The organism is Nitritalea halalkaliphila LW7 (genome assembly GCF_000265075.1).
In the GTDB taxonomy this organism is placed as follows: domain Bacteria; phylum Bacteroidota; class Bacteroidia; order Cytophagales; family Cyclobacteriaceae; genus Nitritalea; species Nitritalea halalkaliphila.
Window position 1 is genome coordinate 19,675 of the sequence record NZ_AJYA01000005.1, and the last position, 11,880, is coordinate 31,554.

General features: G+C 51.8%; 11 protein-coding genes. 4 read left to right on the forward strand and 7 right to left on the reverse strand.

The annotated features are described in order from the left end of the window. Positions 1-7: 7 nt before the first annotated feature. Both A3SI_RS02265 and A3SI_RS02270 read right to left on the reverse strand, forming a co-directional pair. Positions 8-1,021, reverse strand: coding sequence for a glycosyltransferase family 2 protein (locus tag A3SI_RS02265; protein WP_009053447.1), 1,014 nt, complete (start codon positions 1,019-1,021; stop codon positions 8-10). Further along, positions 1,018-1,353: a YbaB/EbfC family nucleoid-associated protein gene (locus A3SI_RS02270; RefSeq protein ID WP_009053448.1), complete on the reverse strand. Its 336-nt coding sequence runs from the start codon at positions 1,351-1,353 to the stop codon at positions 1,018-1,020. The genes A3SI_RS02265 and A3SI_RS02270 overlap by 4 nt, the downstream gene beginning before the upstream one ends. Positions 1,354-1,772: 419 nt before the next feature. Between A3SI_RS02270 and A3SI_RS02275 the strand changes: the two genes are divergently transcribed. Further along, positions 1,773-2,054: a hypothetical protein gene (locus A3SI_RS02275; protein ID WP_009053449.1), complete on the forward strand. Its 282-nt coding sequence runs from the start codon at positions 1,773-1,775 to the stop codon at positions 2,052-2,054. Positions 2,055-2,274: 220 nt separating this feature from the next. On the opposite strand, the gene A3SI_RS02280 is transcribed toward A3SI_RS02275, so the two are convergent. Continuing rightward, positions 2,275-4,992, reverse strand: a complete 2,718-nt coding sequence (locus A3SI_RS02280; protein WP_156810125.1) for a hypothetical protein — start codon at positions 4,990-4,992, stop codon at positions 2,275-2,277. Between the two features lie 188 nt (positions 4,993-5,180). Continuing rightward, complete coding sequence (gene hisS, locus A3SI_RS02285) at positions 5,181-6,470, reverse strand: histidine--tRNA ligase (RefSeq protein WP_009053451.1); 1,290 nt, start codon at positions 6,468-6,470, stop codon at positions 5,181-5,183. 127 nt (positions 6,471-6,597) lie between these two features. Here hisS and A3SI_RS02290 point away from each other — a divergent pair, with 127 nt between their 5' ends. Further along, a complete protein-coding gene (locus A3SI_RS02290; RefSeq protein ID WP_009053452.1) occupies positions 6,598-6,834 on the forward strand; it encodes a hypothetical protein in 237 nt (78 codons plus the stop codon). Between the two features lie 71 nt (positions 6,835-6,905). Here A3SI_RS02290 and A3SI_RS02295 read toward each other — a convergent pair whose 3' ends face one another. Continuing rightward, positions 6,906-7,430 (reverse strand): metallophosphoesterase family protein, encoded by a 525-nt coding sequence (locus A3SI_RS02295; protein ID WP_009053453.1) that lies wholly within the window; start codon positions 7,428-7,430, stop codon positions 6,906-6,908. 246 nt (positions 7,431-7,676) lie between these two features. Between A3SI_RS02295 and A3SI_RS02305 the strand changes: the two genes are divergently transcribed. Together A3SI_RS02305 and A3SI_RS02310 are read left to right on the forward strand one after the other, a co-directional pair. After that, positions 7,677-8,096, forward strand: coding sequence for a rhodanese-like domain-containing protein (locus A3SI_RS02305; RefSeq protein WP_050977324.1), 420 nt, complete (start codon positions 7,677-7,679; stop codon positions 8,094-8,096). A 98-nt stretch (positions 8,097-8,194) separates the two neighbouring features. Further along, positions 8,195-9,175, forward strand: a complete 981-nt coding sequence (locus A3SI_RS02310; protein ID WP_009053455.1) for a pyruvate dehydrogenase complex E1 component subunit beta — start codon at positions 8,195-8,197, stop codon at positions 9,173-9,175. A gap of 56 nt (positions 9,176-9,231) precedes the next feature. Here the strand turns inward: A3SI_RS02310 and A3SI_RS02315 are convergent, their stop codons facing one another. After that, positions 9,232-10,629, reverse strand: coding sequence for an OmpA family protein (locus tag A3SI_RS02315; protein ID WP_009053456.1), 1,398 nt, complete (start codon positions 10,627-10,629; stop codon positions 9,232-9,234). Then, positions 10,581-11,864 (reverse strand): hypothetical protein, encoded by a 1,284-nt coding sequence (locus A3SI_RS02320; protein ID WP_009053457.1) that lies wholly within the window; start codon positions 11,862-11,864, stop codon positions 10,581-10,583. The genes A3SI_RS02315 and A3SI_RS02320 overlap by 49 nt, the downstream gene beginning before the upstream one ends. Between the last annotated feature and the right edge of the window lie 16 nt (positions 11,865-11,880).

Sequence of the window (11,880 nt, forward strand, 5' to 3'; positions counted from 1 at the left end):
GCCCGCACTAAAGTGCTTGGTACCTGCGCCTACCTTTCAAATAGCGCGCCAAAATAACTGAGCGTAACACAGGCTGTCGTTGGCTAATCGGTCCGCGCAAGTGCTGGGGTGCCTCAGCTCGCTTTTTCAGCAACTCCCGAGCAGCTTTGCGGCCTGCCCGCACCGCCTGCACGTGTGCCCATTTACCCTGAAAAAGAAAATGTCCGCTCGCCAGCAGATCGAAGAGTTGGCGTGCCCGCCAAAGCCGCTTACGGGATGCCAGCGGGCTCCGATCCATGAGCATGAGTAGGGAATTACGGATATTCAAGAAGGTTTTTTTCGGGTGCGCTACGGCTAAGGTGGCCCCTCCCTGATGATAGACCGCCACAGCAGGCAGGCACCAAAGCTGTAGGCCTAGGTTTCGAGCGCGCCAACAGAGATCAATCTCCTCCATGTGCGCGAAATAGTCGGCATCAAATCCCCCAAGCGAAAAAAAGTGTTCCGCCGCCACTGCCATGCAGGCTCCGGAGCACCAGTCCACTGTGAGGGAATCGGTATACTGCCCGGTATCTTGCTCGCAGTCCATCAGGATACGCCCCCGACAGAAGGGGAAGCCATACTGATCTAAAAACCCTCCCGCAGCACCGGCATACTCAAAATACTCCGGGCGTTTCGCATCCAAGATTTTCGGCTGCACAGCGAAGGCCGCGCTCCCCTGCTGTTCTAAGAAGGCCAGCAGCTGCTGGTCCCAGCCGGGTGTGACGCGCACATCTGTATTCAGCAGGATAAAGAAGCGGTACCTTCCCTTAAGTTGCGCCAGCCCACGGTTATAGCCCTCCGCAAAGCCGAAATTTCCCGCTAAAGGCAAGACAGACAGGCTCCCCTTCCGCTCATAGGCCTGAAGATAGTCCAGCGAGCCATCCGCGCTCCCGTTATCGATTACATAAATGGGCAGGCTACTCCCCTGTAAAACAGAAGGGAGAAAATCCGGTAGTACTTTCTCCCCATTAAAATTTAATAAAACGATCGCGCCTGGTTTCATCCAAACATATCACTGAAGTTCATGCCCGGAATATTCGGGAGCATACCCTGCGTGGCTTGTTTCATTTCCTCTTTGATCTTCACCTCCACGGCGGCTAAGGCATGGTTCACTGCAGCCACACTCAAGTCCTGCAGCATCTCACGGTCGGCGGGATTCAGTAAAGACTCGTCTACCTCCAGGCGCAGCACCTGCCGCTTGCCATTCACCACGGCACGGACCATGCCAGCACCCGCCTCACCTTCTGCTTGCACATGAACGAGGTTATCCTGCACTTCCTTCATTTTGGCCTGTGCTTCCTTCACCTTATTCATCATGCCCATCATATCAAACATAGCTCTCTTGGTTTATCTTTTATGGGGTAAAAATACATAAAATCCCCTGCTTTCGGAAGTGTGCTGGAAGAAAGAGCACCCTGAGCAGGCGGAGGAGAAGAATTCTGCTAGCTTTTGGCGCTGAGCGCCAAAGTTTACGCTACACAAATCGCCTAAAACCCCTTAGTAAATCCCTATAAGATAAGGACTTAAGGCTAAGAGGAAAAGAAACTACGCTGCTAAAGCCTACTTGCCTTATAAGATTTGTGAAAAGTAGCGCCTCCCAATAGAAGTAACAACACAGAATTTTATTTTGAATGACCCCGATTAAAAAGCTATTCTACCAAATATCCGATTTTTTCGAAAAATTCGCTTAAAAATCGGAACTTTAGTAAAAGATCTCATGTATATAAGACTCAAACCATTAAACAAAGAATGCCATGAAAACGGTAACAGCGATTGAGAAAGAGCAAATCACAAACTTAAAGTTTAGCGCGCAGGAAGTGCTGCACTCAGTAGAGGAGAGAAGCTTACGTAGAGCAGATTTAGAGCGTGCGCAGGCCCTGGGTAACTTGCTACAAAACAAGGTACGTATCCGCTTCGAAACTGCTGACGGTGAGCACTATGAGGTGTACACGACGGTGTGGGCGGTAGGTGAGCGCTTCATCAAGTTAAAAGGAGGTGTGCACATACCTATTCACTGCATCCTGAAGATCGCATGAAGAGCTGGGGGATTCCGCTTGACTGCTCGAAAGTTTAGCAGGCCCCGTTTCTATCCAGACTTCTTTTTATCGTCCTTCAGCGGGACAGAGCATGTAAGAAAAAAGCCCGTAGGCACTCGTGGTCTGCGGGCTTTCGCGTGCTTCGGGCAGTTTTTTTGGGGGTTGCGTCCACAGGTCGCAAGCTCCTTTTACCCCTGGCGAAGTGAGCCGAGCGGCTGCGCTACTGTAATATGACCAGGGAGCGGTCGTACCTGCCATCTAGGCCAGGATTGCGAGTAAAATACCGCACGCGCATCGGATAGACCCCTGTGGGGAGGCGCTCTCCGTTTATTTTGCCGCTCCAGCGGCAAACCGGAGCCAAGTCCCCCTCGTTCGTGGCTTCACAGGAGAAAACCAGTGCCCCGCTAGAAGAAAAAACCTCCACTTCTATGCGCAGCACGTCTGCCCGCATCCAGAAAAGTAGCTCGGAGTCTGCCTGGTCATAGCGCAGGGCATTCGGAAAGGCCACAAAAGGATCACAGTCATCAAAAACCAAGAACTGCTCCTGCCGGACACAGCCGAAAGCGTTCCCCACCGTGAGGGTGTATAATCCGGCACGTGCGGGGCGAAAGGTAGCTGAAGTGGCCAGCAGCTCCCCATCCAGCTCCCAGCGATAGGTGTCAAAATTTCCCGGACGGATCAGGGGGCGGCGTCCGTTTCGCTCACAAAAAGGGTACATGGCCTCTAGATCCGGCGTAAGGGGTTGGTCTAAGGGCATAACCAAAGCCACATCTCGGCCGATTTCACAGCGCTGCCCTCCTAAAATTTGTCGGAACCAGACGGCTTCATAGGTACCCGCTTCGCGAATGGCGATCTCAGATTGGTTCGCAAAGGCCGTAAGCTCCTGCACCCCGCCATCGGCATCGAAAAACTGCCAGCGAATCTCATCTACACCTTCCGCGCCTTCCTCCAATAAAAGGCTGATGCTCCCCTCCAGTTCATTTTCACAAAATGCACGCACCACTAATTCCCCCGCCGCACGGCTAAGGATAGGCGCTACCTCTAGCGGTACGCGACCATCTGGACAGGCGGTCACACCATTCCGAAGTGCCTCCACCGAATAACTGCCAGGGCGCGTGATCAGCAGGATTTGTTCCCTACCGATAATGGCGCCATCGGCATCATACCAGCGAAAACTTAGTGTCTCAGGGGCAAGTGAGCCATCAAGCTGCGCCTCGAAGAATAGGTTGCCCGAGCAGTCTTCTTCTATTAAAACGGGCTGAACGGGCACAGGCTCAAAAAGAAAAACTTGAATAGTTTGACTTCTCGGACAGCGGCTATCATCCGCTGTTTCAGGACGCGCCGTCAGCACATACTGCCCCTCTTGGGTGAGTCGGATGTCTTCACGAAATGCCTGCACGCTTCCATCGGGAAAGCGGATGCTGTACTGTAAGGCCTCCTCGGCGGCTGGCGCTAAAAGTGCCGGCCCACAGCTGCGAAGCGTGGTCGGTGCGCTGAACTGTACTTGGTTCGGCACATCCACCTCCAGTACGCTTTCTTCGGGAAATGCACATCCTCCCGAGGGGCTGTCGGCGATAAAGTTCAGCTGATACGCGCCTGGAGGAAGGCGCTCCAAAGCGGTGTCTCCGGACCCCTCCAGCCGTCCTGCTGCAGCCTCCTCTCCTGAAGCTCTGGAAGTAAGGATGTAGGTTCCCGGAATATCGTCGTTCAGAAGCAATCGAAATCCTCCATTTTCTACACCTTCTTCGGTACATACGGGTGGCTCGGAGCTCCAACTCAGCGGACTGGGCGCCTCATTGGGAATGGTGAGCACGAAGGCAGAGACACAGAAAGCATTTTCTACAGAAAAAGTGTATACGCCTGGAGTTAGGTCACTTAGGAGCTGCGGACTCCCTGGCTGTAGCGTAAACGTGGGGAGTTCAGGATTCGAGGTACTACGCACCTGAAGGGGAGTTGCTGTGGCGCTGAGGCGCAATTGGCCGCTGGCCACCTCGCAGGAGGCTCCCTGTAGTACTTCCGCTAGCAGCTGTGGGGCGGGTAAAATCTCAAGGGTGAACTGACCGCTGACCAGACAGCTGGGATTGTCGGGGTTCTGAACCTCTTGGATAAAGGTGTAACTACCAGGGCCAGGAAGCTGGTTGCGCGGATTTAGGGTAAGGTTAACGCCCCTAGGAAGTGGCTGTCTAGTGCCCGAAGCGTCCAGAAAAAACCAATTGCCCGCAAAGGGGCTGTCGCTTTCGATTAGCAGCACTTGATCCTCACAGACTTCCTCTCCCGGTAGGGTAAAGCGAATCTCGCCAAAATTCCCCACGAAGGTTTCCAATTGGTTTTCACAAGAAGCTTCGTCGTTTTGGGCTAGGAAATAGCGCACCGTGTAACGACCTTGAGTTTGGACATTCAGTGTATTGGCATTGCTGATAAGATTCCCCTCTTCATCGCGCCACTCGAAAGTAAAGGCATCTAAACCCTCTGTGGTGGGATCTACGGCCTGTAAGGAAAGGGTTTCATTTGCGCACAGCGTGAAGTCGGGACGTAGGATGGGAATCGGCACTTGTACGGCACGCACCTGCTGGCTGCCTGTAAAAACAGGTAGCTCGAAGGGGCCTCTTCGAACACGTAAGCCTACGGTGAATGTTCCCGTAGTTGGGAAGGCGAAGCGCAGCTCCTGTAGGTCTTCCCCTCCGGAGCGATTCGCTAGGGTGTCTCCAGACGCGTTCACCACGGTCCAAAAGTACCGGTCTATTTGGGGCTCGCCCCCACCGAAGAAACGCACGAGCTGTCCGGACTGCGCGCAGACCACCTCTGGACCTGTTAGAGCAGGAGGCGTCTGCCCGTATCCCTTATGGGAAAGGAAAGCAGGTAAAAAAGGGACAAAAAGGGTAGTATAACCCAAAACCTCGAGCAAGATGATGACATAGCTATAGAAATAAAAAAGCATGCGAAAGTTCAATAACAACGCACGCTTCTTTCTATAACTTCAAAAATTAGTCAAAAGTTAAGCAATAGCACTCCTGAATTAACTTGATGCACACCAACTTATGACTGGTTTTTTCTTTTTTTATCGATCTGCGAAAAGTTGCTCTACCGCCACCATTTCCTGTGTGCCCGCCTCGAGGTCCTTCACCGTCACCTGCCTGCGGCGATTTCATCATCCCCTAAAAGGAGCACCCTGCGGATGCCCTTTTTTGTGGCATAGGCCAGCTGTTTTTTCATTTTTGTGGGCTCCGGATACAGCTCCACCGCTAAACCGGCAGCGCGCAGCTGGGCGAGTAGGCTGAGTCCATACTGAAACCCTTTCGCATCGAAGTGTACCAATAAATAGTCGCTTACCTCCACGGCTTCCTCTGGGAACAGCTGAAGTACTTCGAGCACATCGTACAGGCGGTCCACCCCGAAGGAGAAGCCTACCCCTGGCACACCCTCCCAGCCGAAAACGCCCGTTAGGTTATCGTAACGCCCACCGCCACTCACCGAGCCGATGCCCGTATCCGGCACCTGCACCTCGAAAATCGCCCCCGTATAGTACGAAAGCCCGCGCGCCAGCATCACGTCCAGCACGATGCCTTTGGGCGAAGCCCCATACGTCTGCAGCAAAGAAAAAACGGTACGCAACTCCGCTACCCCTTCCATGCCAATAGTAGAAGGCGCCAAATAGCTACTCAAAAAGGTCAGGGTTTCCGCCACATCACCCGTATGCGCGACCAGTGGGGCCAAGGCCGTCCGTGCTTCCTCCGAAAATCCGCGCTCCGCCAGCTCTTCCTGCACCTTTTCCCAGCCGATCTTGTCCAACTTATCGATAGCCACACAAAGCGCCGACTCTTTGCCTGCCGCTCCGATTACCTCGGCGATGCCCGTCAGAACTTTACGGTTGTTGATTTTTAGTTGATAATTTTCAATTTTCAATTCAGCGAAAACCTCTTGGATCATGGCGATGATTTCGACCTCACAGAGCAGGCTTTCCGTTCCGACCACATCGGCATCACACTGATAAAACTCCCGGTAGCGGCCCCGCTGAGGGCGATCGGCACGCCATACGGGCTGCACCTGATACCGCTTAAAGGGAAATGCCAGCTCATTCCGGTTCATCACCACGTAGCGCGCGAAAGGCACGGTCAGGTCGTAGCGAAGACCTTTTTCAGCCACTTTTGGCAGGACATGCCCCGGGCCTTCGGCCAAATCAGAGGCCTCAACCTGCTTTAAAAAATCGCCGCTATTTAGGATTTTAAAGAGTAGTTGATCCCCTTCATCCCCATATTTTCCCGTCAGCGTGCTCAGATTTTCCATGGCAGGCGTTTCTAAGGCCTGAAATCCGAATTTTTTAAAGGTCTTGGTGATGGTACGTAAAATGTAGGCGCGCTTGGCCATTTGTGCAGGCCCGAAATCTCGGGTGCCCTTAGGTAAACTAGGTTTTTGCATGGGGAGTATCGCGTATCGCTTCTTTTAAGGCCGCAATTTACGTCTATTTTTTGGAAGGCACTATATTTTCACCCGCAGCGCATGCGCCGGAGGAGGGAGTAAGCAGCATTTTTGAAATAAATTACGCATGAATACGAACGCCAGCATGGTTTTCAAAAAATATTTCCTATTTTTGCAGTCCTTTACTATTTTGCATTTAACAGATAAAATTAATAAAGCCATGGCCGTTACTACGCTAAAAAGAAAACTAAAAAGAAGAAGACAAGCAGCTACTACACGCGTTGCAAGAATCAAGCAACTTACTGCGAAGCCCGTAATCAAAAACGTGGATGTTGAGGAGTTGAAAAAGTCTTTTGATAAGTAAGCATCCAATGCCGCACCTGCGGCGTAGGGGAACGTTAAACAAGTAGAGCTTTCGTAAGAGGCTCTATTTTTTTATCCCTCAAGCAGTTCAGGAGTGGGGGCGGCACGAAGTCCCAGCTCGATTACCTGCATATTGGATACCTTGCCCGCATCTAAGCGAAAGCGCATCAGGGTTCTCACACGATGGAAGCCCTTTCTACCCGCAGCACCGGGATTTACATAGAGTAGCCCTAGATCGGCATCTTTTTGCACCCGACAGATGTGACTATGCCCACAGACCAGCCAGTCCGGCTGCTCTCGCTTTAAAACAGCTTTTACACCTTTCGCATAACGGGGCGGCATGCCTGCGATGTGAACCAGCGTAAACTTTAGACCTTCCAGATGAAAGTGCTGGTATTCAGGATACCGATGGCGCATCTTTTCATCGTCGATATTTCCATAAACGGCACGAACGTGTACATGCTTGGGCACTAAAGCCTCCAGATGTAGCTCACCGATATCCCCTCCATGCCAGAGCTCATCGGCCTCTTCGAGATAAGCTGTAATACGCTCATCCCAGTAGCCGTGTGTATCGGATAGTAAAACAATATTTTTCATTTGGTTTAGTTGTTCCTATTTTCAATAATCAAATATAGGCATTTTCCTGAGAAAATTCTCCTTAACACTTCTTAAATCAAGCACTTGCTCAACAAAACACCATACATTAGTTTGTCCTACTCCCAAACAAGCTTTGCTTCCATTTTTATATGCAAGAGAAAAGCTGTAAATTGTATATTGATTACCAAGAATAAACGCCCTTATGCCGTTTCTTACGACTTTTGGCATCACATAAAAATTAACCGTATGCAGCGATTACGTACTTCTTCCTGGCTTACGCTACTCTTCCTAGGAGCGGCCCTGTTCTTTGCCGCCTGTTCTCAGGCGCAAAATGAAAAAATCATCCGCCTCGATGCGGAGGAGTTTGCTTCTTATCTGGCAGCTGAAAAACCAGAAGACATTATAATTTTAGACGTACGCACAGAGCGCGAGATTCGGCAGGGCTACATCGCAGGTGCCGCATTCGCCGATGTGCTGGAGGATAGTTTCGAAGAAAAAGTCGCCAAATTAGACCGCACTAAAAAGTTTTACGTGTACTGCCGCTCCGCGAATCGCTCACAGCCCGCCACTGAGCTGCTGGCTAAATTAGGAATCGCGGAAATTTATGAGCTAAAAGGAGGCATGATCGCCTGGGAAAAAGCAGGAAAGCCCGTAGAGAAACCGTAGCGTTTTCGCTAAAAGCATAAGAGCAGGCCGAAAAGCGATTTCGGTTTTGTAATTGAGGGAGAGTTTCCTATTTTTACGCTCTGTAAACCGAAACTAAAATGAGAGTCATACAATTTAGAGAGGCCCTTCGTGAAGCCATGACAGAGGAAATGAGACGCGATAAGAACGTGTTTCTCATGGGAGAAGAGGTAGCTGAATATAACGGTGCCTATAAAGTTTCCCAAGGCATGTTGGATGAATTTGGGCCAGATCGTGTATACGACACCCCCATCGCGGAACTAGGTTTCGCTGGACTAGGTGTAGGTGCTGCCATGAACGGTTTAAGACCTATTATCGAGTTCATGACGTTTAACTTTTCGCTAGTAGCGATAGACCAAGTCATCAACTCCGCCGCGAAGATGCTAGCCATGTCCGGTGGGCAGTATGGTGTGCCGATCGTGTTCCGTGGACCAACAGGTAACGCAGGACAGCTAGGGGCTACACACTCTTCTAACTTTGAAAACTGGTTCGCAAATACGCCTGGCTTGAAGGTCGTTGTTCCTTCTAACCCTTATGATGCGAAAGGCCTACTGAAATCCTCTATTCGTGATAATGATCCTGTGATTTTTATGGAATCGGAGCTTATGTATGGGGATAAAGGCGAAGTACCTGAGGGCGAATACCTCCTTCCTATTGGCGTAGCCGACATCAAGCGCAAAGGGAAAGATGTTACGATCATTTCCTTCGGAAAAATGATGAAAGTGGCACTAGAGGCAGCTGAAGAACTGGCGAAAGATGGGATCGAAGCAGAAGTAATCGACCTCAGAACGGTACGTCCGATCGACTATAAAACCTGTTTAGACTCTGTTAAAAAGACAAACCGCTGCGTGGTGGTGGAAGAAGCGAACCCATTAGCGGCCATTTCTTCTGAACTCACCTATAACATCCAGCGCAATGCATTTGATTACCTGGATGCTCCAGTCATCCGAGTAAACTCTATGGACGTGCCCTTAAGTTACGCACCGACTTACATAGAGGCGACCATTCCAAATGTAAAAAGAACCATCGATGCTGTCAAGCAGGTGATGTATAAAAAATAATCCCTTTTAGAAAGAAAAAAAGACCCTTGCTTCCTGCATGGGTCTTTTTTTATGTCTTACTCATCGTCCAGCGCTGCTATCCGCACTTCTACCTTCCGATCAGCATCATTGGTACCGGACTGACGACCTCGGACGACCAAGCCACCCACTTCTTTTTCTATTTGCTCTGCCGGCACTTCAAACTGCTCGACCAACTGCTCTCGGATAAAAGCGATGCGATCTTCTATCAAGCGAATGTTATAAGAAATATTCCCGGTGTTATCGGCAAAACCCAGTAGACGCAAACCATATCCTGGACGCTCCTTCACGAAACGGGCGATTTCTTCTAGCTTTTGAATCTCTTCTTCGCTCGCCTGCCGCTGATTTACCCCAAAGAATACCTCCACTTTGCTATTCAACAAGCGTACTTCGGTACGGTCTAAGCTTGAAGGCTCACGAGAGGCACGTAAGCTGGCTAACTCCGCCTCGGTTTCAGCCAACCTTTTTTCTACCTCTGCCAAGGCTTTTTGTGTATCAGCTGCAGGCTGTGCTCCCTGCGTAAAACGAGGTGCAGCTACCTGCTCCGCCTCACCCACGGCGATCGAGGTCAGTTGCTCGAACTCCCTGCGTTCGCTCGCGTCTAGGATAGGAAATCGAAGCACACTTTCAGAAACGGTGTACAGCGCAAGCTGTTGTCGGCGCAGCACCTCCTGCTCATAAGCGGCGGCCTCTAGTCGCTCCTCTAACGTACGAGGTTCGGAACTCACCACATTTCGCGCTCCCACCGTAGTCGAAACACCCGCCGGCGGGGCACCAGCTCCGTTCGAAGTCGCTGAACCGACTGCCACACCTGCTGCTACACCTCCAGCAAAAGGCCACCAAGGGCTTGGAGACGCGGCCGCACCTGCGGAACCGCTGGTTGCAGCACCTTCAGCTGCTCCCGTACCAGCGGTGGCACGCACGGCACCCGCACGATTCAGCGTTCCCATCGCTTGCTGTTGCTGCTGGCGCTGGGTTTCTAATGCTTGGCGCTCTTCGCGCAAAGCACGGGATTCCCGATCCAGCTGATCCATCCTACGCTGCATACGCTCATCTTCTACATAGCGCTCACGCTCTACACGTTCCACACGCGTAGGCTCCTGTGTCTCATTACGGATGTAAAGGGTATCGATTCGACGCTGCAGTGCTTGCTGCTGTACGGAATCCGCACGCATACCTGAGGAGGAAAATTGCCTCCTGCGCTCCGCTGTTGTTCGCGCATCAGCACCTTCCTGCTCCGAAACAGCCGACTCCTGAGATGCTTCTTCTTGAGTGGACGCTTCCGCAGCCCCCCTTCGCGAGCGTCTGCTACGCTCTTCCTGCTGTTGCACAGCAGCACGATTCACCGTAGTATCCGAACTTGCTATCGGCATTAAAAGCGCCTCTTCTAAGCTGCGCGTGGTCTCCGAATCCCATCCAAAACCCTCACGCAGCATATAGCTTCCATTTCTTTTGCCAGTGCCCGGCGATCAACAGCCGCAGTCTCAGCTCTCGTGAGCGAGGAACGTCCCATTACGGGCGTTACAGGCCCCGCTGCCAAAGCACGTAAACTATCTATTTCTGCATCCAATCTAAGCTCTTCTTGCTCGAGGCGATATTGCGCATAGCGCAATTCCAGCACCCGATCCTCTGTAGCCTTCAGGCTGGAATCCCGCTCCTGTGCCACTAGCAGTGTGTCGCGACGCAACTGCTCCCGCTGGGTGCCAAACGTAGTCAGCAAAGCACTGTTCTGCGTGGCTTCCTGCTTATTTGCCAGCTTTTGACGCTCACGGCGATCGATTTCCTGCTGCCACATCAGGCGCTGCATCTGCTCATCCATCCGATCGAGCTGCGCGTAGTCAGGCGTCTCGATATAAAAGTGATTGACCACCCGCTCCTGCTGTCCACGAGCCGAAGCCATCTGCTCGAGAAGTTGCGCCCTTTCCAAAGAATCTGCCGCTGCTTTTTCCCGTTCACGTCGGGCTTGGGCTCTTTCGGCCTCATCACGCGCACGCTCGATATCCCCTCTTGCTTCCAGATAGGAGGGGCGAGGAGTGGAAAGCTTAGGGGCTCTGAAGTCATTGCGCTGCGCGCCAAAACTATATTTCAGCCCAATGCCATGAAACAGCACCCAGTCTTGGCGCAGATCGGGATCCCCACGGCGAGCACCCGGCTCGATGCCCGCCCCACCCGTACCTGGGGAAGCCAAGAAAGCTTCAAATTCGCTGGCGTAGCTCTCGCGGAATGTACCGCCTACACCATCCAGCTGATCTGAAAATGCACGCATAATATCGGTCTGGGCGAACAGCTCAAAGCGTGCATTCAGGCGGAAACGTACCCCTAAACCTGCATTCAGATAAAAGGCATAACCGTCATTCGGCACTTGTTCGGTCTGAAAATCAGCGAGCCTTGTTTCAAAAACGCGGTTTTGAACCAGGTTAGGATCGGAGAAATCGTAGGGATTACCCGCATCGTCTCGCATGTCCGTCCGTAAATCATACAGCATGAGGCCTGCACCGAGCGTGAAATAAGGGGCTATAAAGGCCCGCTCACTCAGTAGACGTCCATTATCCGAACGAAATACGACATTAAATCCTAAATCATAGGTATCGCTGCGAAAATTCAGCGCCCGATCGAAGTTCGGAGCATCTAACTGCAGGCTACCATCCGGGCGGACGAAGCGATCGTTCATCCCGAAACGGTACTGC

Bases quoted from the DNA above. Each gene is read 5' to 3' on its own strand.
- A3SI_RS02265 (WP_009053447.1), bottom strand. From the start codon at position 1,021: ATGAAACCAGGCGCGATCGTTTTATTAAATTTTAATGGGGAGAAAGTA.
- A3SI_RS02270 (WP_009053448.1), bottom strand. From the start codon at position 1,353: ATGTTTGATATGATGGGCATGATGAATAAGGTGAAGGAAGCACAGGCC.
- A3SI_RS02275 (WP_009053449.1), top strand. From the start codon at position 1,773: ATGAAAACGGTAACAGCGATTGAGAAAGAGCAAATCACAAACTTAAAG.
- A3SI_RS02280 (WP_156810125.1), bottom strand. From the start codon at position 4,992: ATGCTTTTTTATTTCTATAGCTATGTCATCATCTTGCTCGAGGTTTTG.
- hisS (WP_009053451.1), bottom strand. From the start codon at position 6,470: ATGCAAAAACCTAGTTTACCTAAGGGCACCCGAGATTTCGGGCCTGCA.
- A3SI_RS02290 (WP_009053452.1), top strand. From the start codon at position 6,598: ATGAATACGAACGCCAGCATGGTTTTCAAAAAATATTTCCTATTTTTG.
- A3SI_RS02295 (WP_009053453.1), bottom strand. From the start codon at position 7,430: ATGAAAAATATTGTTTTACTATCCGATACACACGGCTACTGGGATGAG.
- A3SI_RS02305 (WP_050977324.1), top strand. From the start codon at position 7,677: ATGCAGCGATTACGTACTTCTTCCTGGCTTACGCTACTCTTCCTAGGA.
- A3SI_RS02310 (WP_009053455.1), top strand. From the start codon at position 8,195: ATGAGAGTCATACAATTTAGAGAGGCCCTTCGTGAAGCCATGACAGAG.
- A3SI_RS02315 (WP_009053456.1), bottom strand. From the start codon at position 10,629: ATGCTGCGTGAGGGTTTTGGATGGGATTCGGAGACCACGCGCAGCTTA.
- A3SI_RS02320 (WP_009053457.1), bottom strand. From the start codon at position 11,864: ATGAACGATCGCTTCGTCCGCCCGGATGGTAGCCTGCAGTTAGATGCT.